Source organism: Pseudomonas sp. FYR_5, assembly GCF_043106315.1.
Lineage (GTDB): Bacteria > Pseudomonadota > Gammaproteobacteria > Pseudomonadales > Pseudomonadaceae > Aquipseudomonas > Aquipseudomonas putida_Y.
The window spans coordinates 1-25,425 of sequence record NZ_JBICMK010000041.1 but is presented as its reverse complement, the minus strand read 5'-3'; the positions used below and the strand labels follow the sequence as shown (position 1 = coordinate 25,425).

23 protein-coding genes and 2 pseudogenes are annotated in these 25,425 nt (G+C 61.4%); 14 read left to right on the top strand and 11 right to left on the bottom strand.

Features of this window, described 5'->3' with window-relative positions; genetic code table 11:
* Both ACF8RA_RS04790 and ACF8RA_RS04785 read right to left on the bottom strand, forming a co-directional pair.
* A pseudogene (locus ACF8RA_RS04790) lies at nucleotides 1-435 on the bottom strand (ABC transporter); the annotation flags it as partial.
* Nucleotides 432-650, bottom strand: coding sequence for a hypothetical protein (locus ACF8RA_RS04785; protein ID WP_392518843.1), 219 nt, complete (start codon nucleotides 648-650; stop codon nucleotides 432-434). The pseudogene ACF8RA_RS04790 and the gene ACF8RA_RS04785, both read right to left, overlap by 4 nt.
* Before the next feature lie 1,125 nt (nucleotides 651-1,775).
* Between ACF8RA_RS04785 and ACF8RA_RS04780 the strand changes: the two are divergent.
* Together ACF8RA_RS04780 and ACF8RA_RS04775 are read left to right on the top strand one after the other, a co-directional pair.
* A pseudogene (locus ACF8RA_RS04780) lies at nucleotides 1,776-1,947 on the top strand (DUF3077 domain-containing protein).
* Nucleotides 1,948-2,133: 186 nt separating this feature from the next.
* The gene (locus ACF8RA_RS04775) at nucleotides 2,134-4,434 is read left to right on the top strand and encodes a YgiQ family radical SAM protein (protein WP_176683155.1); all 2,301 of its coding nucleotides are present in this window, start codon (nucleotides 2,134-2,136) and stop codon (nucleotides 4,432-4,434) included.
* Nucleotides 4,435-4,554: 120 nt separating this feature from the next.
* Here the strand turns inward: ACF8RA_RS04775 and ACF8RA_RS04770 are convergent, their stop codons facing one another.
* On the bottom strand, nucleotides 4,555-5,142 hold the full coding sequence (locus tag ACF8RA_RS04770; protein WP_176683156.1) for a TIGR00730 family Rossman fold protein: 588 nt from the start codon (nucleotides 5,140-5,142) through the stop codon (nucleotides 4,555-4,557).
* Between the two features lie 349 nt (nucleotides 5,143-5,491).
* Between ACF8RA_RS04770 and azu the strand changes: the two genes are divergently transcribed.
* Entirely contained in the window at nucleotides 5,492-5,941 is a 450-nt protein-coding gene (gene azu, locus ACF8RA_RS04765; protein ID WP_129933869.1) for an azurin, read from the top strand.
* Between the two features lie 110 nt (nucleotides 5,942-6,051).
* Here azu and nadE read toward each other — a convergent pair whose 3' ends face one another.
* Both nadE and pncB read right to left on the bottom strand, forming a co-directional pair.
* Nucleotides 6,052-6,879 carry an ammonia-dependent NAD(+) synthetase gene (nadE, locus tag ACF8RA_RS04760; protein ID WP_176683157.1) on the bottom strand — a complete coding sequence of 276 codons (828 nt, stop codon included), beginning with the start codon at nucleotides 6,877-6,879 and terminating at the stop codon, nucleotides 6,052-6,054.
* 3 nt (nucleotides 6,880-6,882) lie between these two features.
* Nucleotides 6,883-8,088, bottom strand: coding sequence for a nicotinate phosphoribosyltransferase (gene pncB, locus ACF8RA_RS04755; protein WP_176683158.1), 1,206 nt, complete (start codon nucleotides 8,086-8,088; stop codon nucleotides 6,883-6,885).
* A gap of 501 nt (nucleotides 8,089-8,589) precedes the next feature.
* Here pncB and ACF8RA_RS04750 point away from each other — a divergent pair.
* The 6 genes from ACF8RA_RS04750 to ACF8RA_RS04725 all read left to right on the top strand — a co-directional run bounded on the left by ACF8RA_RS04750 (nucleotide 8,590) and on the right by ACF8RA_RS04725 (nucleotide 15,045).
* Complete coding sequence (locus ACF8RA_RS04750; protein ID WP_176683159.1) at nucleotides 8,590-9,726, top strand: branched-chain amino acid ABC transporter substrate-binding protein; 1,137 nt, start codon at nucleotides 8,590-8,592, stop codon at nucleotides 9,724-9,726.
* Nucleotides 9,727-9,881: 155 nt separating this feature from the next.
* Nucleotides 9,882-10,796 (top strand): branched-chain amino acid ABC transporter permease LivH, encoded by a 915-nt coding sequence (locus tag ACF8RA_RS04745; RefSeq protein WP_176683160.1) that lies wholly within the window; start codon nucleotides 9,882-9,884, stop codon nucleotides 10,794-10,796.
* Nucleotides 10,797-10,798: 2 nt separating this feature from the next.
* A complete protein-coding gene (livM, locus tag ACF8RA_RS04740; RefSeq protein WP_176683161.1) occupies nucleotides 10,799-12,100 on the top strand; it encodes a high-affinity branched-chain amino acid ABC transporter permease LivM in 1,302 nt (433 codons plus the stop codon).
* A complete protein-coding gene (locus tag ACF8RA_RS04735) occupies nucleotides 12,097-12,972 on the top strand; it encodes an ABC transporter ATP-binding protein (RefSeq protein WP_176683162.1) in 876 nt (291 codons plus the stop codon). Before livM ends, ACF8RA_RS04735 begins: the two co-directional genes overlap by 4 nt.
* Entirely contained in the window at nucleotides 12,969-13,685 is a 717-nt protein-coding gene (locus tag ACF8RA_RS04730; protein WP_176683163.1) for an ABC transporter ATP-binding protein, read from the top strand. The genes ACF8RA_RS04735 and ACF8RA_RS04730 overlap by 4 nt, the downstream gene beginning before the upstream one ends.
* A 592-nt stretch (nucleotides 13,686-14,277) precedes the next feature.
* Entirely contained in the window at nucleotides 14,278-15,045 is a 768-nt protein-coding gene (locus ACF8RA_RS04725) for an SDR family oxidoreductase (RefSeq protein WP_176683164.1), read from the top strand.
* 108 nt (nucleotides 15,046-15,153) lie between these two features.
* Here ACF8RA_RS04725 and ACF8RA_RS04720 read toward each other — a convergent pair whose 3' ends face one another.
* From ACF8RA_RS04720 to ACF8RA_RS04710, 3 genes are all read right to left on the bottom strand, one after another.
* Nucleotides 15,154-16,251 carry an AGE family epimerase/isomerase gene (locus tag ACF8RA_RS04720; protein ID WP_392488480.1) on the bottom strand — a complete coding sequence of 366 codons (1,098 nt, stop codon included), beginning with the start codon at nucleotides 16,249-16,251 and terminating at the stop codon, nucleotides 15,154-15,156.
* A gap of 51 nt (nucleotides 16,252-16,302) precedes the next feature.
* Nucleotides 16,303-16,938 carry a TetR family transcriptional regulator gene (locus tag ACF8RA_RS04715; protein WP_003249603.1) on the bottom strand — a complete coding sequence of 212 codons (636 nt, stop codon included), beginning with the start codon at nucleotides 16,936-16,938 and terminating at the stop codon, nucleotides 16,303-16,305.
* A 122-nt stretch (nucleotides 16,939-17,060) separates the two neighbouring features.
* A complete protein-coding gene (locus tag ACF8RA_RS04710) occupies nucleotides 17,061-17,558 on the bottom strand; it encodes a phage infection protein (RefSeq protein ID WP_392460338.1) in 498 nt (165 codons plus the stop codon).
* A gap of 340 nt (nucleotides 17,559-17,898) precedes the next feature.
* Between ACF8RA_RS04710 and ACF8RA_RS04705 the strand changes: the two genes are divergently transcribed.
* Nucleotides 17,899-19,965: an AsmA family protein gene (locus tag ACF8RA_RS04705; protein ID WP_392518841.1), complete on the top strand. Its 2,067-nt coding sequence runs from the start codon at nucleotides 17,899-17,901 to the stop codon at nucleotides 19,963-19,965.
* A 37-nt stretch (nucleotides 19,966-20,002) separates the two neighbouring features.
* Here ACF8RA_RS04705 and ACF8RA_RS04700 read toward each other — a convergent pair whose 3' ends face one another.
* Nucleotides 20,003-20,533, bottom strand: a complete 531-nt coding sequence (locus ACF8RA_RS04700; RefSeq protein WP_209963156.1) for a bacterioferritin — start codon at nucleotides 20,531-20,533, stop codon at nucleotides 20,003-20,005.
* A 42-nt stretch (nucleotides 20,534-20,575) separates the two neighbouring features.
* Nucleotides 20,576-20,917: an osmotically-inducible lipoprotein OsmE gene (gene osmE, locus ACF8RA_RS04695; RefSeq protein WP_392518840.1), complete on the bottom strand. Its 342-nt coding sequence runs from the start codon at nucleotides 20,915-20,917 to the stop codon at nucleotides 20,576-20,578.
* A gap of 123 nt (nucleotides 20,918-21,040) precedes the next feature.
* On the opposite strand from osmE, the gene ACF8RA_RS04690 reads away from it, so the two are divergent.
* The gene (locus ACF8RA_RS04690) at nucleotides 21,041-21,931 is read left to right on the top strand and encodes a triacylglycerol lipase (protein ID WP_209963162.1); all 891 of its coding nucleotides are present in this window, start codon (nucleotides 21,041-21,043) and stop codon (nucleotides 21,929-21,931) included.
* 1 nt (nucleotide 21,932) lies between these two features.
* Here ACF8RA_RS04690 and ACF8RA_RS04685 read toward each other — a convergent pair whose 3' ends face one another.
* Nucleotides 21,933-22,814: a DMT family transporter gene (locus tag ACF8RA_RS04685; protein ID WP_176683170.1), complete on the bottom strand. Its 882-nt coding sequence runs from the start codon at nucleotides 22,812-22,814 to the stop codon at nucleotides 21,933-21,935.
* 225 nt (nucleotides 22,815-23,039) lie between these two features.
* Between ACF8RA_RS04685 and ACF8RA_RS04680 the strand changes: the two genes are divergently transcribed.
* The 3 genes from ACF8RA_RS04680 to ACF8RA_RS04670 all read left to right on the top strand — a co-directional run bounded on the left by ACF8RA_RS04680 (nucleotide 23,040) and on the right by ACF8RA_RS04670 (nucleotide 25,255).
* Nucleotides 23,040-23,828 (top strand): AraC family transcriptional regulator, encoded by a 789-nt coding sequence (locus ACF8RA_RS04680; RefSeq protein ID WP_392460341.1) that lies wholly within the window; start codon nucleotides 23,040-23,042, stop codon nucleotides 23,826-23,828.
* Nucleotides 23,829-23,890: 62 nt separating this feature from the next.
* Entirely contained in the window at nucleotides 23,891-24,178 is a 288-nt protein-coding gene (locus tag ACF8RA_RS04675) for a PsiF family protein (protein ID WP_176683172.1), read from the top strand.
* A 69-nt stretch (nucleotides 24,179-24,247) separates the two neighbouring features.
* Nucleotides 24,248-25,255 carry an AI-2E family transporter gene (locus ACF8RA_RS04670; protein WP_176683173.1) on the top strand — a complete coding sequence of 336 codons (1,008 nt, stop codon included), beginning with the start codon at nucleotides 24,248-24,250 and terminating at the stop codon, nucleotides 25,253-25,255.
* Nucleotides 25,256-25,425 lie beyond the last annotated feature (170 nt).

Genomic DNA, 25,425 nt, shown 5'->3' with positions numbered 1-25,425 from the left:
CTGGTCTAGCAATCGCCAGGCCTCAGCAAGTTGCGCAACCCCTGCCAGCAATCCGCTCACCAAGGTGAAGAGAGCAACCAGCTCGCCCAGGCTCAATTGCGGTGTTGCCAGAGCCTGATCATGGATACCCCACATGAGCAGACCGCCACTGCCCAGGCCTATGAACAGGGTGCGCAGGCTCTGAATCCAACCCCCACTGTGAGCTACCTGCACTGCTGAGTCGGCATAGTGCGAAAGTGTCTGGTTGACCGGGAGCATTGCAGCATCCTCGGCCTTTTCCAGTTTGACCGTTGCTGCGCTGGCGAAGGTATCCACCCATTGTTCCGCCAGTTCATCCTCGCGCGCGTTCACTGCCTCGATATGTGGCCGGCGCCAGCGCACCAGGCGATCGTTGGCCCACAGGTAGGCCAGGCTCAAAGGGATGAGGCCGATCAATACCGAAGTAGCCCCACGTAAGCGAAGAGCGTTATCAGCACTGCAGCTTCGGCTAGCACCGGCCATGCCGAGCCAATCAGAAAGCCCAACCACCGCTCCTGTGCGGTAATGCCCCTATCCAGTACTTTTACCAGTGTTCCGCCATGGAGTTGTCCATAGGCCTCGAAGCGCTTGTCCAGCAATTCGCGGCACCAGCGGATGGAAAGTTGCTTCACGCGGTCCTGGCAAAGCCGCGCCAGGCACTAGGCTTGTAGAGGGGTCATAGAGGCTTGTAATGCGACAAGGCATATGAAGGCTCCTAGCAGAAGCTGGGAAGACGCGGCTGAGGTGGCCAGGTTGTCAATGATGTCGGCCAAGACTAGAGCAGGTACGACGGTCGCGATTTTCAGGAGCAGTGTCGCGCCGAGGGCGGCGAGAATTCCTCTATAGATTTGCATGTCATTGCCTTATGCCTTTGAGTGCACTCTGTGGCGCGACTGGAATACCTGATCTGATCAGGTGGAAACGTTCAAGTCCGGGTATGAACACCTGAACAACTGTAGCGAGATTCGGGTGCTCATAAAGTGTGCGATAGAATGCGATCTTGTTATGTTTTTCCAAGTTGATCAGTGTTCGCTTGACTTGCCCGCGCACGCTGAGATCGGTATGCGGAGGGTGAAAAGCGGGTACTGATCCTTGGTAGAGCCAGAAGGAGCTAAGGCCCTTCTGGTTTGTCTTTACAGAAGGTTGAGAAATTCAACCTCGGAATCGGTGAATGTGTAGTTCATCACGCGTGAGATCTGCAGAGTGTGGATTTCAGAACGACGACGTCCCGTGGCTAGTGCTCCTATAGAGTTGGTTTGAGTGTGCCTTTCAGCGCGTCACTGTTGTAGCACTTGTTTTTTTTGGGGTTCAAGATCTTCTCGGGATTTGTTGAGGAAAGTTAATGTAGGATTTTTTACTAAGACTAGAAGGTCGATTCCTACAATTCTTGAGAGATAAAGAAAAAAGCACCAATAATTAGCTGGTTAGCACTTTCTCAGGGTTGGATAGGCTAAACATTCAGTAAAAATCTGAAGGAATTGCGATCGCTCAGCAGGGGGCGCGATCGCCATCGGTCTAAGCAGGCTCAGGTTTTCCTGTGAGTAATCGCCTTGCCCCGATCCACCCCACGATCCCCCTTTTCTTGAAGACAACCCGATGCAGGGGCAGGGGCCTGCTGTAAGGCTTCGTTGATGTGTTGCCTGGGCTGGCCCTTTCGCGGGTGAACCCGCTCCTACAGGTTCACCATAGGCTTCAAGAGTTGCACCGTACCTGAGGGAGCGGGTTTACCCCACCCGTTGTTCCGCATCGAGCCCGGGATGCAGTTTAGAGACGCCCGCGAGCAGTCTTCGGAGTTGATGGGCTATGTGCGCGAACTGACCATCACCGGGTTGATGGGTGAGAAGCCGATGATGATCTGGGCTGCCCATTACCATGAGTGCGATGGCCAAGGCGCTGATGGATGATGCTGAGCTGTGGATGAGGCAGTGAGGGGTTGGCTTCAGGTTGCATGAACTCCTGGCAACCCCACTACACCCCTCAAGCCAACCACCTGCCACGTCCATCCCCCAACCGTCGCCCTGCCCACCAATCCCCACGAATCCAGTCGGATTTGGTCAAAATTTGTGCTATATTCCGCGCCCGCGATTTCCCTGCACACCAGAACCGGTCACTGACATGCAAGCAGCCAAACCACTCTACGACTATCCCAAGTACTGGGCCGAATGCTTCGGGCCAGCACCTTTCCTGCCAATGAGCAGGGAGGAGATGGATCTGCTCGGCTGGGATTCCTGCGACATCATCATCGTGACCGGTGATGCCTACGTCGACCATCCGTCGTTCGGCATGGCCATCATTGGCCGTTTGCTGGAGGCCCAAGGCTTCCGCGTGGGTATCATTGCCCAGCCGAACTGGCAGTCGAAAGACGACTTCATGAAGCTCGGCGAACCGAACCTGTTCTTCGGTGTGGCCGCCGGCAATATGGACTCGATGATCAACCGCTACACCGCGGACAAGAAGATCCGTTCCGACGATGCCTACACCCCTGGTGGCCTGGCCGGCAGCCGTCCGGACCGTGCCAGCCTGGTGTACAGCCAGCGCTGCAAGGAGGCCTACAAGCATGTGCCGATCGTGCTCGGCGGCATCGAGGCTTCGCTGCGCCGCATCGCCCACTACGACTACTGGCAGGACAAGGTTCGTCACTCGATCCTGATCGACGCCAGCGCCGACATCCTGCTGTTCGGCAACGCCGAGCGTGCGGTGGTCGAGGTGGCCCAGCGCCTGTCCAACGGTGAGAAGATCGAGACCATCACCGACGTGCGCGGCACCGCCTTCGTGCGCCGCGATACCCCGCAGGGCTGGTACGAGATCGACTCCACCCGTATCGACCGCCCGGGGCGCGTCGACAAGATCATCAACCCGTACGTGAACACCCAGGACACCCAGGCCTGCGCCATCGAGCAGGCCAAGGGCGACCAGGAGGATCCGAACGAAGCCAAGGTGGTGCAGATTCTCGACAGCCCGGCCGTGACCCGGGAAAAGTCGGTGATCCGCCTGCCATCCTTCGAAAAGGTGCGTAACGACCCCGTGCTCTATGCCCATGCCAACCGCGTGCTGCACCTGGAGACCAACCCGGGCAACGCTCGCGCGCTGGTGCAGAAGCACGGTGAAGTGGATGTGTGGTTCAACCCGCCACCCATCCCCATGAGCACCGAGGAAATGGACTACGTGTTCGGCATGCCTTACGCCCGTGTGCCGCACCCGGCCTATGGCAAGGAGCGCATCCCGGCCTACGAGATGATCCGTTTCTCGGTGAACATCATGCGTGGCTGCTTCGGTGGCTGTACCTTCTGCTCGATCACCGAGCACGAAGGCCGCATCATCCAGAACCGCTCGCACGAGTCGATCCTGCACGAAATCGAAGAGATGCGTGACAAGGTGCCGGGCTTCACCGGCGTGGTCTCGGACCTTGGCGGGCCGACTGCCAACATGTACCGCATCGCCTGCAAAAGCCCCGATATCGAGAAGCACTGCCGCAAGCCGTCGTGCGTGTTCCCGGGTATCTGCGAAAATCTCAATACCGACCACAGCTCGCTTATCGAGCTGTACCGCAAGGCCCGTGCCTTGCCGGGTGTGAAAAAGATCCTGATTGCTTCCGGCCTGCGCTACGACCTGGCGGTGGAATCGCCGGAGTACGTCAAGGAACTGGTCACCCACCACGTTGGCGGCTACCTGAAGATTGCCCCGGAGCACACCGAGCGTGGCCCGCTGGACAAGATGATGAAGCCGGGTATCGGCACCTACGACCGCTTCAAGCGCATGTTCGAGAAGTTCTCGAAAGAAGCGGGCAAGGAGCAGTACCTGATCCCGTACTTCATTGCCGCACACCCCGGTACCACCGACGAAGACATGATGAACCTGGCCCTGTGGCTGAAGGGCAACGGCTTCCGCGCCGACCAGGTACAGGCGTTCTACCCGTCGCCAATGGCCTCGGCCACGGCCATGTACCACTCAGGCAAGAACCCGCTGCGCAAGGTGACCTACAAGAGCGAAGGGGTGGAGATCGTCAAGAGCGACGAGCAACGCCGTCTGCACAAGGCGTTCTTGCGCTATCACGACCCGAAGGGCTGGCCGATGCTGCGTGAAGCGCTGCAGCGAATGGGCCGCGCCGACCTGATCGGGCCGGGCAAGCACCAGCTGATTCCGGCGCACCAGCCGCAGACCGACAGCTACCAGAGCGCACGCCGCAAGAACTCGACCCCGGCGGGGAGCCACAAGGTGGGCAAGGACCAGAAGATCCTGACCCAGCACACCGGCCTGCCGCCGCGTGGCAGCGATGGCAGCAAGCCGTGGGACAAGCGCGAGAAGGCCAAGGCCGAGGCGTTTGCGCGTAACCAGCAGGCGGCCAAGGAGCGCAAAGAGGCGAGCAAGGGCGGCAAGGGCAACAAGAAGCCGCGTCAGCCTGTCATTCCCCGCTGATTTTGAAGGCTACATAGAGCCCTGTGGGAGCGGGTCACCCGCGAATGCGTCGGTAGATCCACTATCGATTCGCGGGTGAACCCGCTCCCACAGGGTCAGTGTTCGGCCCATCCATCTGGATCAGTCAGGCTGCTTGTCGACCCACTTAGGCGCGACCGGCGCCACAAAGCTGTCCATCCCGTCCAGCAGCTCGTCTGGCTGCTGCCCCAGCAGCAACATCGCCCGGTGTTGCGGGCGCACGAAACCTTCTTCGACGATATGGTCGAGGAACCCGCCCAGCTTGTCGTAGAAACCGTTCACATCCAGTAGCCCGAGCGGCTTGGCGTGATAGCCCAGCTGCCCCCAGGTCCACACTTCGAACAGTTCCTCCAGCGTACCCAGCCCACCCGGCAAGGCAATGAAGGCATCGCTCAGCTCGGCCATGCGGGCCTTGCGCGCATGCATGCCATCCACCACTTCCAGGCGGGTCAGGCCCTTGTGGCCGACCTCAGCGTCCAGCAGGCTCTGCGGAATGATCCCGATCACTTCGCCACCGGCCGCCATGGCCGCATCTGCCACCACACCCATCAAGCCGACCGCGCCACCGCCATACACCAGGGTCAAACCACGGCGGGCAATGGCCTGGCCCAGCGCGACGGCTGCTTCACGGTAGGCAGGGTTGGCGCCCATGCTGGCGCCGCAGAACACACAAACGGAACGTACGGGCATTGCTCATCTCCTGTCACTCAGGCGCACAGGGTACGGCGCATGCCTGTCAGTTCCAAGGGCGGGTTCATTCCGGCCGGGAGAATTCGCAGATTGCACCTGTGGCCCCGTGGGCGTAGGCAGCGAGCAGGCTATTGAGGAAGTTGGAGATGGGCATTTGGTATTGCTCCTAAATGAGAGGTTGTCTCATCGTCCAATAAAAGGGCATGATGTGCCGTTAGAATTGTTGTATACAATCCATTGAACAAATTTACTGGCTGGCCTCTTGACGCCCCCTTGACCCATATCACCAAGGGGCTGAACGGTTTCAGGCAGTCTCGCAATTGATAAAACCCTGCCAAGGAGATTCATGATGTTTGCGAAAGCTGTAGCGGTATCTCTGCTGACCCTCGCCAGCGCTTCTGTCTTCGCCGCCGAGTGCTCGGTCACTGTCGACTCGACTGACCAGATGTCCTACACCAGCAAGGAATTCACTGTCGACAAGAGCTGCAAGGAATTCACCGTCAAGCTGACCCACTCCGGCAACCTGCCGAAGAACGTGATGGGCCACAACCTGGTGATCAGCAAGACTGCCGACATGCAGGCCATTGCCACCGAAGGCATGAGCCAGGGTCTGGATAAGGACTACCTGAAGGCTGACAACGCCGCGATCATCGCTCACACCAAGATGATCGGCGCGCCTGAGAAAGAAACCGAAGTGAAGTTCGACACATCCAAGCTGGAAGCCGGTGGTGACTACAGCTTCTTCTGCACCTTCCCGGGCCACATCTCGATGATGAAAGGCAAGGTCGTGGTCAAGTAATCAAAGGCTGACGGCGAACCCTGTAGGAGCGGGTTCACCCGCGAATGCGTCGGTGGGTTCACCATCGTATTCGCGGAAAACCCGTTCCTACAGGTTTTTCTATAGCCTTATCAAGGTGCGAACGGCAGTTCGCGCTTGTGCTGGGTCTTGCGGTAGGTGGCGACGATGATGTCGAACGCTGTCTGGTCAACCGGCTGCCCATGCAGGAAGGCGTCGATCTGCTGGTAGGTCACGCCATGTGACGCTTCGTCCGGCTTGCCCGGCTCCAGGTCTTCCAGGTCGGCCGTTGGCACCTTCTCCACCAGTGATTCCGGCGCACCGAAGCTACGCGCAATCGCCCGCACCTGATTCTTCACCAGCCCACTCAGCGGCGCCAGGTCGCAGGCACCATCACCAAACTTGGTGAAGAAGCCCATTACTGCCTCGGCCGCGTGGTCGGTACCGATCACCAGACCTGCGCGGGCGCCAGCGATGGTGTACTGGGCGACCATCCGGGTACGCGCCTTGACGTTGCCAACCACGAAGTCCACCAGCGTCGGCGAGCCGTTTTTCAACTCCACCACTTCGGCCGCCAATGCACGCACTGCCGGGGCGATATCCACAGTGTGAACTTCATCCGCCTTGATCACTTCCAGGCATGCCTGGGCGTCATGCTCATCATGCTGTACCTGGTACGGCAGGCGCACGGCAATGAAGGTGTAGGCCTTGTCGCCGGTCTCGGCACGCAGCTCGTTGATGGCACGCTGGGCGAGCAGGGCGGCAGTCAGTGAGTCGACGCCACCGCTGATGCCCAGCACCAAGGTCTTGAGCCGGGCGTTGGCCAGGCAGTCCTTGATGAACGCCACGCGCCGGGCGACTTCGGCCTCGAGCGCTGCCGCGTCGGCGAACGGCGGCTGTACCTTCAGCGCCTGGGCAATCTCTTGCTGAACCGCTTGCATGGGTTACTCCTTGCTGGGGACTTTGAATACGTGACGCATGTAGGCGACGAAGTTCTCGTCGCGGCACTGGGTCTTGGCGGCTTCATCAGAAATCTTGGCCACCGGCGCGCCGTTGCAGTCGGTCATTTTAAGCACGATGCTCATGGGTGCCACGCCCGGGATGTCGCAGGTCAGGTTGGTGCCGATGCCAAAGCTGACGTTGATGCGGCCGCGCAGGGCACGGAAAATTTCCAGTGAGCGGGTCAGGTTGAGGCCGTCTGAGAACACCAGGGTCTTGGTCATCGGGTCGATACCCAGTTTCTGGTAATGGGCAATGGCCTTTTCCGCCCAGGCTACCGGCTCGCCCGAATCATGGCGCAGGCCGTCGAACAGCTTGGCGAAGTACAGGTCGAAATCGCCGAGGAAGGCATCCATGGTGATGCAGTCGGTCAGGGCGATGCCGAGCAGACCACGGTACTCGCGTACCCAGCAATCCAGCGCGGCAATTTGGCTGTCGATCAGCCGTGGGCCGAGCTGCTGGTGGGCCATGATCCACTCGTGGGCCATGGTGCCCAGCGGTTTGATATCCAGTTTCCATGCCAGGTCGACGTTGCTGGTACCGACAAAGCGGCCGGGGAAGTCGTCGCGCAGCACCCGTACCACCTCCGCCTGCACGCGGCTGGAAAAGCGCCGGCGGGTGCCGAAGTCGGCCACCTGCAGTTCGGCCAGCTCGTCATCGCTGGCATGCGCGCGCAGCCAGTCGAACTTGCGGTACAACTGGTCCCGCGCCTCGGCCAGGCGCATGTGCGGGTGCAGATTGCGGTTGCGTACTTCGCTGATGATGGCCAGCAGCGGCACTTCGAACAGGATCACATGCAGCCATGGACCTTTCAGGCGCAGGAACAGTTGGTCGTTTTCAATGCCGACGTGCACGTAACGCAGGTTGAAGCGGAACAGGCGCAGAAAGCGTAAAAAGTCGGGTTTGAGGAAGCTGATGCGTTCGAGGAAGGTCAGCTGGCCATCGTCCAGGGTGAGGTCGCCAAGCCGTTCGAGCTGATTGCGAATTTCGCCGAGGTAGGGGCGCAGGTCCTCACCGTTGCGACAGCGGAATTCCCATTCGACGTCGGCGTCCGGGTAGTTGTGCAGCACACCTTGCATCATGGTGAGTTTGTAGAAGTCGGTGTCGAGCAGGTTGTGCACGATGCGCTCGGCGAATGCGCTTTCGCTCATCAAGGGGGCTCCGGAAGCGGCGATTGGCAGACATTGTGCCAGCCTTTTACCCCTTGTGTGGCTGTTCCGGCCTCTTCGCGGGCAAGCCCGCTCCTACACGGTGCGGGGACGAGGAGCGGGCTTGCCCGCGAAGAGGCCGGAACGGCCTAAACAGAGGTGTTTTTCCGTGCACAAGCTAGCCTTGAAACGGTGCCGCCTGTAGCAATCGTGCACCAGCGGTGTGCAGTTCGGTGACGTCCCGCTGTTACAGGTCGGTTGCACGTAAACACTTGCCAGGGTTGCAATGATGGCACTCGACGGTTGCTCCTTGTCTGTATGTATGGTGGCGCCTGCCGCGTGGCAGACGGTTGCACGCTCAATAAAGAAAAGGCCGCCCGTCGCCTACAGGCACCCTTCACAGTGTGTTTTCCCGGAAGACAAAACCGATGGCACGACCCTTGCTCGGAGTACCAGGCTGAGAAGTTGTAGTGCCAACCAAAAAAACTCTAGGAGCACCACCTCATGTCGCAGACGTTTTACAAGAAAGGTTTCCTGGCTCTGGCCGTAGCTACGGCCCTGGGTGTTTCTTCGTATGTTCAGGCCGACGTCAAGATCGGTGTAGCGGGCCCCATGACCGGGGCAAACGCAGCGTTTGGCGAGCAGTACATGAAAGGTGCGCAGGCAGCGGCCGACAAGATCAACGCCGCCGGTGGCGTGAATGGCGAGAAAATCGTTCTGGTCAAAGGCGATGACGCCTGTGAACCGAAGCAAGCCGTGTCCGTGGCCAACCGCCTGGTCGATCAGGACAAGGTGATCGGCGTGGTGGGCCACTTCTGTTCCTCCAACACGATCCCGGCGTCCGAGGTATATGACGAGGCGGGCGTGATTGCCATCACTCCAGGCTCCACCAACCCAGCGGTCACTGAGCGCGGCTTGAGCGCGATGTTCCGCATGTGCGGCCGTGACGACCAGCAGGGTATCGTCGCTGGCGACTACATCGTCGACGTGCTCAAGGGCAAGAAGATCGCGGTGTTGCACGACAAGGACACCTACGGCCAGGGCCTGGCTGACGCGACCAAGGCGCAGCTGGAAAAGCGCGGCGTGAAGCCCGTGCTGTACGAAGGCCTGACCCGTGGCGAGAAAGACTTCAGTGCGGTGGTCACCAAGATCCGCTCTACGGGTGCCGACGTGGTCTACTTCGGCGGCCTGCACCCGGAAGCCGGCCCGCTGGTTCGCCAGTTGCGCGAGCAGGGCCTGAAGGACGTCAAGTTCATGTCCGATGACGGCATCGTCACCGACGAACTGGTGTCCACCGCCGGCGGCGCGCAATACGTGGACGGCGTGTACATGACCTTCGGCGCCGACCCGCGCCTGCTGCCAGACAGCAAGGCGGTGGTGGAAGAGTTCCGTAAGGCCGGCACCGAACCTGAGGGCTACACCCTGTACGCCTACGCTTCGCTGCAGGCCCTGGCTGCCGCGTTCAACGGCGCGAAGTCGAACAAGGGCGAAGACGCTGCCAAGTGGCTCAAGGCCAACCCGGTGCAGACCGTCATGGGCGAGAAGAAGTGGGACAGCAAGGGCGACCTGACCGTCTCCGACTACGTGGTCTACCAGTGGGACAAGACCGGTAAATACCACCAGCTGGAAAAACAAAAATAACAACGGCCCGCGGCCCGGGCTGTTGCTCGGGCCCAAAGCCCCGCGGTACCTGTCTTTATTCGTAGATCTGCACAGTTCTGCGCTGCGAGGGCCCCGCACAGGTGGCCCGCGCCGTGGTCGGCGCTCGTGCAATCTCAATCAGGTGAGATTGCGTTATGGATGGTATTTTCCTGCAGCAACTGGTCAACGGCCTGACCCTCGGGTCGGTCTATGGCCTGATCGCCATCGGCTACACAATGGTCTATGGCATTATCGGCATGATCAACTTCGCGCACGGCGAGGTGTACATGATCTCCGCTTACCTCGCGGCGATCAGCCTGGCATTGCTGGCTTACTTCGGTGTCGAATCGTTCCCCCTGCTGATGCTGGGCACCCTGTTGTTCACCATCGTCGTCACCGGCGTTTATGGCTTCACCATCGAGCGCATCGCCTACAAACCGCTGCGTAACTCCACCCGCCTGGCACCGCTGATCAGTGCCATCGGCATTTCGCTGATCCTGCAGAACTACGCACAGATCAGCCAGGGCGCCCGCCAGCAAGGCGTGCCAACCCTGTTGGAAGGCGCCATGCGTGTCGAAGTCGGAACCGGCTTCGTGCAACTGACTTACACCAAGATCTTTATCCTGGTGGCGGCATTCGTCGGCATGGGCCTGCTGACCTACGTGATCAAGTACACCAAGCTCGGCCGCATGTGCCGTGCCACCCAGCAAGACCGCAAGATGGCCTCGATCCTGGGTATCAACACCGATCGGGTGATTTCCTACGTGTTCGTCATCGGTGCAGTGATGGCCGCCCTGGCAGGCGTGCTCATCACCATGAACTACGGCACCTTCGACTTCTACGCCGGTTTCATCATCGGTATCAAGGCGTTCACTGCCGCAGTGCTCGGTGGCATCGGCTCGCTGCCGGGTGCGATGCTCGGCGGGATCATCCTGGGTATTTCCGAGTCGCTGTTCTCAGGCCTGATCAACTCCGACTACAAGGATGTGTTCAGCTTCTCGCTGCTGGTGTTGATCCTTATCTTCCGCCCACAAGGCCTGCTGGGTCGCCCGCTCGTGGCTAAGGTGTGAACATGTCCGTTGCCAAAACTGCCTCTGTTAGCGAAACCAAGGGTTTCGACCTTAAACGCAGCCTGCTGGAGACCATTGTCGCTGGCCTGCTGGCACTTATCGTGTTCGGTCCGGTCGTTGGCGTGGTACTTGACGGCTACACCTTCAATGCCGAGCCGCGCCGCGTGGCCTGGCTGGTCGGCGGTGTGATGGTTGGGCGCTTCCTGCTCAGCCTGTTCCTGCAGACTGCCCCCGGGCAACGCATGCTCCTGGGCTTCGACAGCGGTGGCTCGGGCGTGCATGTGACCGCCCCGGACTACAAGTCGCGCCTGCGCTACATCATCCCTGCGCTGATCGTGATTGCCATCGTTTTCCCGATCTTCGCCAACAAGTACCTGCTGACCGTGGTCATCCTCGGCCTGATCTACGTACTGCTGGGCCTTGGCCTGAACATCGTGGTCGGCCTGGCCGGCCTGCTCGACCTGGGGTATGTGGCGTTCTATGCCATCGGTGCCTACGGCCTGGCGCTGGGTTATCAATACCTGGGGCTGGGCTTCTGGAGCGTGCTGCCGTTGGCGGCCATCGCTGCGGCGCTGGCGGGGTGCATCCTCGGATTCCCGGTGTTGCGCATGCACGGTGACTACCTGGCGATCGTGACGCTGGGCTTTGGCGAGATCATCCGCCTGGTGCTGAACAACTGGCTATCGTTCACCGGTGGCCCCAACGGCATGCCGGCGCCCTCACCCACTCTCTTCGGCCTGGAGTTCGGCCGCCGGGCCAAGGATGGCGGCGTGCCGATCCACGAGTTCTTCGGCTTCGAGTACAACGCCAGCCTCAAGTTCGTGTTCATCTACGCGGTGCTGTTCATGGTCGTGCTGGCTGTGCTGTACATCAAGCATCGTCTGACCCGCATGCCGGTCGGCCGGGCCTGGGAAGCGCTGCGCGAAGACGAGATCGCCTGCCGTTCGATGGGCCTGAACCACGTGTTGGTCAAGCTGTCGGCCTTTACTCTGGGTGCCTCGACTGCCGGTCTGGCGGGGGTGTTCTTCGCCACCTACCAAGGCTTCGTCAACCCGTCGTCATTCACATTCTTCGAGTCGGCGCTGATCCTCGCCATCGTCGTGCTGGGCGGAATGGGCTCGACCGTGGGCGTGGTCATCGCCGCGTTCGTGCTGACCGTGGCGCCGGAGCTGCTGCGCAGCTTCTCCGAGTACCGCGTGCTGTTGTTCGGCGTGCTGATGGTGCTGATGATGATCTGGCGACCGCGTGGGCTGATCCGCATCAGCCGTGCCGGTGTGACCCCGCGTAAAGGAGTGGCGCCATGAGCGACGATATCATTCTCTCGGTCGACAACCTGATGATGCAGTTCGGTGGCATCAAGGCGCTCAGCGACGTCAGCCTGAAGGTCCGGCGCAACCAGATCTTTGCCCTGATCGGCCCTAACGGCGCCGGCAAGACCACGGTGTTCAACTGCCTGACCGGCTTTTACAAGGCCAGTGGCGGACGTATCGAGCTGAACGTGCGTGGCAGCCACACCAACGTCATCCAACTGCTCGGCGAACGCTTCCAGGCGGCCGACTTCTTATCGCCTGCGCGCTTTGCCAACCGTATGTACTACAAGATGTTCGGTGGTACCCACTTGGTCAATCGCGCCGGCCTGGCGCGCACCTTCCAGAACATTCGCCTGTTCAAGGAAATGTCGGTGGTGGAGAACCTGCTGGTGGCCCAGCATATGTGGGTCAACCGCAACTTGCTGGCCGGGGTGCTCAACACCAAGGCCTACCGCAAGGCCGAAAGCGATGCACTGGATCACGCCTTCTATTGGCTGGAAGTGGTCGACCTGGTCGATTGCGCCAACCGCCTGGCCGGCGAGCTGTCGTATGGCCAGCAGCGGCGCCTGGAAATTGCCCGGGCCATGTGCACGCGGCCGAAGATCATCTGCCTGGACGAGCCGGCGGCGGGCCTGAACCCGCAGGAAACCGAGGCACTCAGCCGCATGATCCGTGTGCTGCGTGACGAGCACGACATCACGGTGGTGCTGATCGAGCACGACATGGGTATGGTCATGAGCATTTCCGACCATATCGTGGTGCTGGACCACGGCACTGTGATTGCCGAAGGTGCGCCGCAGGACATCCGCCACAACCCGACGGTGATTGCCGCCTACCTGGGTGCAGACGAAGAGGAACTGGTATGAGTGCACCCATTCTCGAGCTGAAGGACCTGGACGTCTTCTATGGGCCGATCCAGGCGCTGAAGAAAGTCTCGATGCACATCAACGAGGGCGAGACTGTAAGCCTGATCGGTGCCAACGGTGCCGGCAAGTCGACCCTGCTGATGTCGATTTTCGGCCAGCCGCGGGCTGCATCCGGGCGTATCGTGTACCGCGGCACCGACATCACCCGCAAATCCTCGCACTACATCGCCTCCAACGGCATTGCCCAGTCGCCGGAAGGGCGCCGGGTGTTTCCCGACATGTCCGTCGAAGAGAACCTGATGATGGGGACCATCCCCATTGGCGACAAGCATGCCGACGAAGACATGCAGCGCATGTACGAGCTGTTCCCGCGGTTGAAGGAGCGGCGTAACCAGCGGGCCATGACCATGTCCGGTGGCGAGCAGCAAATGCTGGCGATTGCCCGGGCACTGATGAGCCGGCCGAAGTTGCTGTTGCTGGACGAGCCCTCGCTGGGGCTGGCGCCGATCGTGGTCAAGCAGATTTTCTCTACCCTGCGAGAGTTGGCCAAGACCGGGATGACCATCTTCCTGGTGGAGCAGAACGCCAACCATGCGCTGAAACTGTCGGACCGGGCGTATGTGATGGTCAACGGGCAGATTCGCATGACCGGGACCGGGCAGGAACTGTTGGTCAATGAGGAAGTGCGTAACGCTTATCTTGGTGGGCACTGAGTGGTATGCAGGGGCTGCAATGCAGCCCCTTCCCAATGTGGAAAACTTGTCGTTCCCTTCTCTCGCCACACGCCAATATTCCCCCGCAAGCCATTGTTTCCACAGGCCATATCTTTTCCACGGATAATGTGGAGCCGCCTGTGGAAAACATGGTGGCATATCGCTCGATGCCTTTAGACTCAGGCCCTGTAGCGATATGATCATTTTTTGTTCATATCCCCTTAGTGGATGGTTTTCCCCAGTTTTCAAAGGCCCTGCGTGCACTTCGTGCGCAGCGCAAAGCCTGTGGATAACTCTGTGAAAAAACGTTGGACAGACCGCTGCAGGCGGCATGCTTGAAAGCCTTGCGCCATCACCTGAAAGATGTCCACCGACCACGGAGCGCTGAAAGGGTTCCGTGCAGTGAACAAGTTGCCCCCAATCCGTGGGGAAAGCCTTGTGGATAACATGCGCATACCTGGCGGCGAGCCCTCTGCAGCAAGGGTTTGACGAGTATGAACAAAAAATGAACAGCCCCTTAGCGGCTTGCTGCCTGCGCCGTGCGCGGGCATGCTGCAAAGCTGCCATGACAACCTACCGTGAGGAACAGAGCATGACGTCCACCGTATTCATCACTGGCGCGACTTCCGGTTTCGGCGAGGCCACCGCCCGCCGCTTCGCCGAAGCCGGCTGGAAGCTGGTACTCACTGGGCGCCGCAAAGAGCGCCTGGATGCCCTGTGCGCTGAACTGTCGACCAAGACCGAAGTGCATGGCCTGGTGCTGGATGTGCGTGACCGCAAGGCCATGGAGCAGGCTATTGCCCATCTGCCGGTCGGCTTTGAAAAGATTCGCGGTCTGGTGAACAACGCCGGCTTGGCGCTGGGTGTGGATGCTGCGCAGAACTGCAGCCTGGACGACTGGGAAACCATGGTCGACACCAACATCAAGGGCCTGATGTTCACCACTCGTTTGCTGCTGCCACGGCTCATCGCCCATGGCCGTGGCGCGACGATCCTGAATGTCGGGTCTGTGGCGGGCAATTATCCGTACCCGGGCAGCAACGTGTATGGCGGCACCAAGGCCTTCGTCGGGCAGTTCTCGCTGAGCCTGCGTTGCGACCTGCGCGGTACCGGCGTGCGTGTGAGCAACATCGAGCCGGGCCTGTGCGAGAGCGAGTTCTCGCTGGTGCGCTTCGGGGGCGACCAGGCCAAGTACGATGCTACCTACGCGGGTGCGGAGCCGATCCAGCCACAGGATATTGCCGAGACCATCTTCTGGATCCTCAATCAGCCGGCACACATCAACATCAACAGCCTGGAACTGATGCCGGTGAGCCAGGACTGGGCAGGGTTCTCGATCGATCGTTCGGCCAAGGGCTGATAATTGTTGCTGGGGCCGCCTTGCGGCCCATTGGCGGAGGCCCCCACAAAGACCCAACAGCTTCAAGGGCAGTGCAGCTTGTGGGAGCAGGCTTGCCTGCCAAATACGTCAGCTCGGGCGCAGCAACCCTTCCAGGCAGGTCGCTAAATGGTAAGGCGTAGTAGAAGGCATATCGTGCCGGCTAACCGCCCCCTCACCATCCCTGCATTCATACCAGCCGGCGTCACGCAGGAACCGCGCCTCCAGCGCCTGTAACTGCCCCGTCAGCTTCGCCTCGCCACCCGCGCGCAACGCAAGCGCCCGCAGATACTCGGCCTGCGCCCAGATGCGCTGGGAGGCATCGAGCACCCGGCCATCCACATTCAGCATTGCCAGCACTGCCGCATCTTTCACCCCGAACTGCTCGGCAAAGCTGAAAGCCCGGTCAATTGAGGCATGTAGCGGCGTGTTACGCAGCAGCGGGGAGGTATGCAACAGATAGAACCACTCGAACTGGTGCCCCGGCTCGAACCAGTTATCCACAACCCCGCGTGGCTTTTCCAGCATCAGGCCATGGGCCGGTTCAATGAAGTGTGCCTCGAGCGCCTGACACAGTTGCAGCAACGACTGGCGGACATGTTCGTCGCCACGCACAGCCAGTACCTGCAGGAACGCTTCGGCCAGGTGCATCTGCGGGTTTTGCAGCGGGCCACTGCCGAGGTCGGCCCAGTCTTCGCCCAGGCAGGCTTCGAAGAGACCATCGTCACGGGTGAACTGCTGGTCGATGATGGCCAGCGCGGCATTCAACGTGGACTCCACCAGGCTTTCGCGCACTTTGCCCCAGTAGTGCGCGCAGGCGAACACGATGAAGGCGTGGGTATACAGGTCTTTGCGCCGGTCCAGCGGCTTGCCGTGGGCGTCGATGCTGTAGAACCAGCCACCGTGCTCGGCATCGTGGAAGTGCTTTTGCAGCGAGCGAAACAGGGCTGCGGCACGCTCGGCGGCACCCGGCTGACCGATACGGCTGCTGAACAGGTAAAGCTGGCGTGCACAGGCCATGGCGCGGTAGCGCTGCACCGGCAACGGATGGTGCTGGGCGTCCAGCGCTTCGTAGGGCAGGGCCATGTCGGCGTTCCAGCCCGGGCCTTGCCACAGCGGCACGATACGTTCGGCGAAGTGCTGGTTGAAGCGGGCCAGTTCGGGCAGGGTGGGGCGGGGGTCGGACATTTAGGCGCTCGTCGCTGTCGGGCAGGGCGCCATGGTAGCAGAAGTGGGGTTTCAGTAGCCTGGGTTGCCGAGCCCCTGCCAATGCCGTGCCCCGACAAAGATGAAGCGCAACTGCTGGGTGATTTTTTCCTGAGGCGTCAGGGCCTGTGGATAACCCGCTTCCGGGTTGTCGATAAGCTCGGGCAGGGTGGCGAACACGGTCTTGACCACCAGGTCGGCCATCACCGCCAGCGCTGCGCTGTCCAGGTGTTGCCAGCGCTTCATTCGCGCAAGGTCGGTGGCCAGGTCGTCGCTGATATCCTGGCGCAGGCGGGCAATGGCCTGGCGCACGGCCTGTGCACCGCCGTACTGCTCGCGGGCCAGGAACAGGAACTGCGCGCGGTGAGCGGCTACCACGTCGAGGAAGATGCGCACCGAGGCGTCAGTGATGCCGCCCAGTTCGAACTCGTTCTGGCGCACCAGGCGGATGGTCTGGCGGAAGGTGGTGTCGATTTCGGCAACAAGGGCCAGGCCCAGGGCGTCCATGTCGGAGAAGTGCCGATAGAAGCCGGTCGGCACGATGCCAGCTGTCTTCGCCACTTCGCGCAGGCTGATACTGCCGAAACCACGGCCACTCTCCATGAGCAGGCAGGCGGCATCGAGCAGGGCCTGGCGGGTCTGTAGCTTCTGTTCGGCGCGCGGCAGCATGGTGCGGGCTTCTGTAACGGTCAGGCTGGGCACTCTAGATAAAAAAACAAAGCCCGGTCAATGGACCGGGCCTGGAGGGGAGCAAGCGTTGTGACAGAAGTTGTTCTTTTCGGCCATGGCGATCAGCTCACACGGCTGAGTTCAACCAGGCGATCCGAGCCACCTTCGGCAACACGGCCAGCTTGTTCGATCAGGCGATCCGAGCCACCTTCAGCGACACGGCCAGCTTGTTTGATCAGGCGGTCCGAGCCACCTTCAGCGACACGGCCAGTACGTTCGATCAGGCGGTCCGAGCCACCTTCAGCGACACGGCCAGCTTGTTCGATCAGGCGGTCCGAGCCACCTTCAGCGACACGGCCAGCTTGTTCGATCAGGCGGTCCGAGCCACCTTCAGCGACACGGCCAGCTTGTTCGATCAAGCGATCCGAGCCACCTTCGGCGACACGGCCAGTACGTTCGATCAGTCGATCGGAACCACCTTCAGCTACGGTTTTCAGCGGCTGGGCAATTTCGGCAGCGCTGGAGCGCGCTTCGGATGTCAGGTGTTGCTCGGACGCTGGCAGGGCGAAAGCGTTGGCGGCCAGAAGGGACAGGGTCAGGGTCAGCAGATGGCGTTTCATGATTTCGGTGCTCCTCTCGGGGGCTGGAAAGTGGGTACGGAGCCAATGCTACGCCGCGTAACGCCAGAGAGAAGTTCATATGGGTAATGGTAACAATCGACCATATTGATAGAGGTTGGAAAGGCCTCTATTCCGGACATTACAGGCGTTCTGGAAACCCCATGGCATTGTTGGCGGTGGGTAACAGGTACGTCCTGGTGCGCCGAATTCCTGAGCAAGAGGCCAGGAAAAACTTCGCTATCATGGCGCCATCGATAAAACCTCACGGGTTTTCATCAGTCGGAGTTATTGAGGCCATCGCTGCGCCTGTTTTCTGTCATGCCGCAAGGAGATTTACGCAATGACGCGTCCCGCCAGAATCCTCGTCTGGACCCTCGCCAGCCTGCTTACCGTGCTGGCGATCCTGGTGGTAGTGATTGCCACCTTCGACTGGAACCGCGTCAAGCCACTGCTCAACGAGAAGGTCTCCGAAGCCTTGCATCGGCCCTTCGCGATCAACGGCAACCTCGCCGTGCACTGGCGTACCGAGCCCGAAGAGGGCGGTTGGCGTGCCTGGGTGCCTTGGCCGCACTTCATTGCCGAAGACCTGACGTTGGGCAACCCCGAGTGGCTCAAGGAGCCGAAAATGGTCGGCCTTGAGCGCGTGGAGTTTCGCCTGGCGCCGCTGCCGCTGGTGCTCCAGCAAATCAGCATACCCCGCATCAACCTCACCAAGCCCACTGCCAGCCTCACTCGCCTGGCCGATGGCCGTGCCAACTGGGTCTTCGACTTCGGCCCCAAGGATGAAAACGCTGAACCTTCCAAATGGCAGCTGGACATCGGCGCCATCGGCTTCGATCAGGGCAATGTCAGCTTCGACGACCAGACCCTGAAAACCAGCATGAAGGTGCAGATCGACCCGCTTGGCAAACCAATCCCGTTCAGTGAGATTGTCGGCAAGGCCAGCGCCGAGAAGGTCGGTGGTGCGCAGGACTATGCCTTCGGCCTCAAGGCCCAGGGCCGCTATAAAGGCCAGCCAGTGTCCGGCACCGGCAAGATCGGTGGCCTGCTGGCCCTGCAGGACGCCAGCCAGCCGTTCCCGCTGCAGGCTGACGTGCGCATCGCCGACACCCATGTGGTCCTCGCCGGCACCCTCACCGACCCGCGTAATCTTGGCGCCCTCGACCTGCGCCTGCGTTTGTCGGGTGCCAGCCTGGGTAACCTCTACCCCTTGACCGGGGTCACCTTGCCTGACACCCCGGCCTATTCCACCGACGGTCGCCTCAACGCCAACCTGCGTGCGGCGCCAGGGGCGACGTTCAATTACCACGGCTTCAACGGCAAGATCGGCGACAGCGATATCCACGGGGACCTGGCCTTCGTTGCCAGCCAGCCACGGCCCAGACTGTCCGGTAACCTGGTATCGAACCAGTTGCTGTTCAAGGACCTGGCGCCGCTGATCGGCGCCGACTCCAATGCCGAACAGAAGGCCCGCGGCGGTGCCAGCAAGCAGCCTGTGGGCAAGGTGCTGCCAGTGGAGGCGTTTCGCACCGAGCGCTGGCGCGCGATGGATGCTGACGTCACTTTCGCTGGCAAGCGCATCGTGCACAGCGCGCAACTGCCGTTCACTGACCTGTCGGCCCATGTGATGCTCGAAGACGGCCTGTTGCGCCTGGAGCCCTTACGTTTTGGCGTGGCCGGCGGCAGCCTGGCCTCCAACATCCGCCTGGACGGGCGCAGTGTGCCCTTGCAGGGGCGTGCGAAGTTGACTGCTCGCGGCTTCAAGCTCAAGCAACTGTTCCCCACCTTTGCACCGATGCAGACCAGCTTTGGTGAGCTCAATGGCGACGCCGACATCAGCGGCCGTGGCAACTCGGTAGCCGCCTTGCTGGGGACAGCCAATGGCGACCTGCGCATGCTGATCAACGATGGCGCCATCAGCCGCAGCCTGATGGAAATTGCCGGGTTGAACGTGGGCAACTATGTGGTCGGCAAGCTGTTTGGTGATGAGGACGTGAAGATCAACTGTGCGGCGGCCGATGTTGGCATCAAGGATGGCCTGGCGACTACGCGGCTGTTCATCTTCGATACCGAGAACGCGATCATCTACATCGACGGCACGGCGAATTTCGCTTCCGAGCAACTGGATTTGAACATCACCCCGGAATCGAAAGGGCTGCGGTTGTTCTCGCTGCGTTCACCGTTGTATGTGCGCGGATCGTTCGCCAGACCGAACGCCGGTGTGCAGGCGCTGCCGCTGGCGTTACGTGGCGCAGGGATGGTTGCGCTGGGTGTGGTTGCAGGGCCGGCGGCAGGGTTGCTGGCGCTGATCGCGCCCAGCAGCGGGGATGACCCGAACCAGTGCACGCCGTTGTTGCAGCAGATGAAGGCAGGCAAGGCGCCGGCGACAGTGAAAGCGCGGAAATAGCAAGGGGCCGCAAGCGGCCCCAGGAGAGTGTCAGAAATCAAAGGCCTTGCAGCAGGTCGGACATATCGTCCGCGTGCTCTTCTTCCTGCGCCAGGATGTCTTCGAATATACGACGGGTAGTCGGGTCTTTATCCCCGATGTACTGAATGATCTCGCGGTAGCTGTCTATGGCAATCCGCTCTGCCACCAGGTCTTCCAGCACCATCTCTTTCAGCGAGTTGCCGGCCACGTACTGGGCATGCGAGTTCTTGGTCAGGTTGTCGGGGTTGAAGTCCGGTTCCCCACCCAGTTGCACGATGCGCTCGGCCAACTTGTCGGCATGTTCGGCTTCCTGGTTGGCATGTTCCAGAAATTCCTCGGCAGCCACACCGGCCTTGATGCCGCTGGCCATGAAGTAGTGGCGTTTGTAGCGCAGCACACAGACCAGTTCGGTGGCCAGCGATTCATTAAGCAGGCGCAGGATCTGCTCACGGTCGGCGTGGTAACCCTCGGTCACTGCACCTTGCTCCACATGCTGGCGTGCACGCTCGCGCAGGGTTTTCACATCGGTCAGTTCAACATTGCTCATGGTTATCTCCAGCAGGGGTCAGGGTCAGGTTGGAGCGCAGGCTTACGCGCCATGCAGGGCGTCGCTGTCCTCTTGGCGTTGTTTGCAGGTCTTGAAGCCTTTGGCATCGACATGGCCGGTGGCATCGAAGCGCACGTAGTAGGGCTGCTGATTGCCATCGCGGTTGAGGATGTAGTCGTTGCAGGTGCCCCCGTGCGGCAGGTCGATCACGTTCGATGGGCTGCCGCCAATGGCGATGACCTTCTGCATGGTCATACCGTGCTCCACCTGCTTGACCAGCGGCTCGTCGCGGTAGGTGACGTAATCCACCGGGTTTTCCGGGCGGCTGCCGCAGGCGGCCAGGGTGGCGCTTGCCAGAAGGATCGCCAGGGTCTGCTTGTACATGGTCCCGCTCCTTGCAAAGGGTCTGTGTGGTTTTGAACCACAGCGCGCGCCAGGAGTTCGATTGCGATGGTCATCATGGCCGCTGTAGTGTTGACCCGTCGTCCACGCAAAGGAGCTGCGGCAATGCAGCAGGAGTTGGCCACGCGATACCCGCTGGTGCTGGTGCCGGGCATGCTCGGGTTTGTCCGGATGGTGCTCTACCCCTACTGGTTCGGCATTGTGCCGGCCTTGCGCAAGGGCGGGGCGCAGGTGTTTCCGGTGCAGGTTTCGCCGCTGCATTCCAGCGAGGTGCGCGGCGAACAGTTGCTGGCGATCATTGACGACATTTGCCAACGTACCGGCGTCGACAAGGTCAACCTCATCGGCCACAGCCAGGGCGCCCTGAGCGCGCGTTACGCAGCGGCCAAACGGCCGGGGCGGGTGGCGTCGGTCACCTCGGTGGCGGGGCCCAACCATGGCTCCGAGCTGGCCGACCACCTGGAACGCACGGCACCGGGCGATTCACCCCAGGGGCGCATCCTCAAGGCTGTGCTGCATGGGTTTGCCGTGCTGCTGGTGTGGCTGGAAACCGGCTGGCGTCGTGAGCCGCTGCCGGTAGATGTGCACGCCTCGCACCAGTCGCTGACCAGCGCCGGGGTGGCACTGTTCAACCAGGCTTATCCACAGGGCCTGCCGCAAACCTGGGGTGGGGAAGGGGCTTATGAGGTCAATGGCGTACGCTATTACTCCTGGTCCGGCACCTTGCAACCGGGCCTGACAGACCAGGGGCGCAACCGCTTCGACGGCAGCAGCCGCTTCTGCCGCCTGTTCGCACGCAGCTTCATCAAGGAAAAGGGCCATTGCGATGGCATGGTCGGGCGTTTCAGTTCGCACCTGGGGCAGGTGATCGGCGACGATTACCCGCTCGATCACCTGGACATCGTCAACCAGTCACTCGGTGCAGTGGGCAAAGGCGCCGAGCCGGTGCGGCTGTTCACCGAACATGCCGCCCGGCTCAAGGCGGCAGGGCTTTAGCTCAAGCGCCTTGGCGGCGGATCGGTGTGGTCCAGCGTTCGGCCAGCACTACGCCGGCCAGGGTCAGCAAGCCGCCAGCCAGGTGGTAACTGGCCAGTTGCTCGTCGAGTACCACGGCGGCGATCAGCGCAGTGACCAGCGGCAGCAGGTTGAAGAACAGCGTGGTGCGGCTGGGCCCCAGACGGTGCACGGCCTGCATCCACACCAGTGGCGCGACCATCGAGGCCAGTACGCAGGCATACAGGACCAGGCCGATGTTGTGGCTGTTCAGGCCGGTCTTGTCCGACAGCAGGAACAGCGGTAGCAACACGACGATGGCCACCAGGATCTGCAGGTACAACAGCTGCATCGGCGGCAGGCGCAGCTGCCATTTCTTCAGCAGGAAGCTGTACAGCGCATAGGCCAAGGTGGCCACCAGCATCAACAGGTCGCCGCTGTTCAGCCCTTGCTGCAGCAGGCTGGCGGGGTGGCCGGCGCTGACCACTTCAAGCACGCCAAAGAATGACACCACCGCGCCCAACAAGGCACCGTAGCTCAGGCGCTGGCCCAGCCAGACGATGGACAGCGCCAGTGACATCAGCGGCATCAGCGAGAGGATGATGCCCATGTTGGTGGCACTGGTGATGCCAGCGGCGAAGTAGGCCAGGCTCTGGTACATCGCCATGCCCAGCACGCCGAGCACGAACACCTTGGCCAGGTGCGGACGGATGGCTGCACGGTTGCGCCATACGGCGGGCAGCAGGAACGGGGTGAACAGCAAGGCGGCCAGCAGCCAGCGGTAAAAGCCGATCTCCGCGGGGTGGATGGCGCCAGCCGACATCTTGGTGACCACGGTGTTGCCGGCCCAGATGAGGATGGCGGTGAGGGGGAACAGGTAGTTCATGCAGCAGGGTACTCGTTGGGGGCTGGAATGGGGCTGCTTTGCAGCCCTTCGCGGGTGAACCCGCTCCTACGGGGATACACAGACCTGGAGGCTGGCGCAGATCCTGTGGGAGCGGGCGAGCCCGCGAAAGCCAGCAAGGCAGGCCCTCGATAGGCCTGTATTATCGAATGTCTGTCTACAAGCCTATACTTCTATCCAGACAACCGACCCTGCAAAGCAGACAGCATGCCGCGTAAATACCTCGATATCCCCCAGTTCACCCAACTGCCGGCCCCGGTGTACTTCCGCCACGACGAGTTCGTTGCCGACACCCACAGCGCCGTGCACCAACACGCCTGGGGCCAGCTGAACTACACCGCCCACGGCGTGATGCATCTGGATGTGGCCGGCCAGCGCTTCCTGTCGCCGCCGCACTACGCCGTTTGGGTGCCGCCCGACACCGAGCACGGCTGCTACAACCCCCAGGCCATCGTCTATCGTTCCATCTACCTCGACCGCAGCCTGTGCGCAGCCCTGCCAGCGCGCCCGTGCAGCCTGATGATCAGTGACATCCTCAAGGCCATCCTCGGTGACTTCGCCCGGCGCAATCTCAAGGTGGCCGAGGACGAGCGTGACCAGCGCCTGGTACAGGTACTGCTTGACCAGTTGCTGCTGGCGCCCACCTTGGCCTGCTACCTGCCGTTTGCCCACAGCGATGGCTTGCGCCAGGTGCTCGGCGCGCTCAGCGCCGAGCCGGGGGACAACCGCCCGCTGGCCGACTGGGCCGCCCGCGTGCACGTCAGCGAACGCACCCTGGCCCGCCAGTTTCTGCGCGAACTGGGCATCAGCTTTGGCGAATGGCGCCTGCGCCTGCGTTTTCTGCGTGCCATCGAAGCGCTGGAAGCCGGCCTGCCGATTCAGGCCATTGCCTTCGACCTTGGCTACAGCAGCGCTTCGGCGTTCATCGCCATGTTCCAGCGCCAGGCCCGGTGTACGCCCGAGCAGTACCGCCGGCAGGCGCGGGCGGGGCGCTGAACATTCTTGGCTACACTCAGCTCGACCCCGTGCATCGGGCGCGGAGCCCAGGAGACCACTCCATGAAAGTGCTGCAAATCCCGTTACTGGCGCTGGCGGTGTTGTTCAGTGCCCAAGGTTTCGCTGCCAATACCGCGCAGCAGGAAAAAATGAAAACCTGCAACGCCGACGCCACCGCCAAGGCCCTCAAGGGCGATGAACGCAAAGCGTTCATGAGCACCTGCCTGAAAAAGGATGTGCCACACACCCAGCAAGAGAAAATGAAGACCTGCAATGCTGACGCCACCACCAAAGCCCTGAAGGGGGACGAGCGCAAGGCGTTCATGAGTGACTGCCTGAAGAAGAAATGACCTGCGCCTATGCCTGCGCCGCCAAGGCTGGCAGACTGCGGCATTCCCGCTGTCTGCCGTCGAGGCTGTATGACCTTTACCCCCCGTCAGATCACCCTGGCCAGCCTGATCATCGTCATGGCCGGGCTGCTGCTGGCTTTGCCCCTGAAGTTGCTGCCCAGCCTGCTGGCCGGTCTTCTGGTGTTCGAACTGGTCAACATGCTGACCCCGCGCCTGCAACCGCTGTTTGCTGGCCAGCGTGCGCGCTGGCTGGCCGTGGCGCTGCTCGGCACGCTGGTTGTCAGCACCCTGACACTGCTGATTGCCGGTGCCTTCAGCTTCCTGCTGCACGAGGCGGAAAACCCTGGCGCCTCGCTGGACAAGTTCATTGCCCTGGTCGAGCAGGCCCGCGGTCAGTTGCCACCCTTCATCGAGGGCTACCTGCCGGCCAGTGCCGCAGAGTTCAAGGTGGCCATCGGCGACTGGATCAAGAGCCACCTGAGCGATTTGCAGTTGGTGGGCAAGGGCATGGCACACATGTTCGTGACGCTGCTGATCGGCATGATCCTCGGCGCCATCATCGCTTTGCAGCGCATTCCCGATGTTTCCCGGCGCAAGCCCCTGGCGGCGGCGCTGTTCGAGCGTCTTAGCCTGCTGGTGAAGGCGTTTCGCAACATCGTGTTCGCACAAATCAAGATCTCGCTGCTCAACACGATCTTCACCGGCGTTTTCCTGGCCGTGGTGATGCCACTGTTCGACGTGCACCTGCCGCTGACCAAGACGCTGATCGTGCTGACCTTCCTGCTGGGCCTGCTGCCGGTGATCGGCAACCTGATGTCCAATACCTTGATCACCATCGTCGGCCTGTCGCTGTCGATCTGGGTGGCGGCGGCGGCGCTGGGTTACCTGGTCGTCATCCACAAGATCGAGTACTTCCTCAACGCGCGGATCGTGGGTGGGCAGATCAGTGCCAAGGCATGGGAATTGCTGCTGGCGATGCTGGTATTCGAGGCGGCGTTCGGGCTGCCTGGTGTCGTGGCGGGGCCCATCTACTATGCCTATCTGAAGAGTGAGCTGAAGCGGGCGGAGCTGGTCTGATCATGTAGTGGCTTGTACCGGCCCTTTCGCGGGTAAACCCGCTCCTACAGGGGCCTGTGGTCAATCACCGATGTGTGTCCACCCCGATCGGGCGTAGGAGCGGGTTTACTCGCGAATACGGTAGCGGCGGCAACGGTGAACGGCGGGTGGAGATTGGCCAGCAGGGCCGG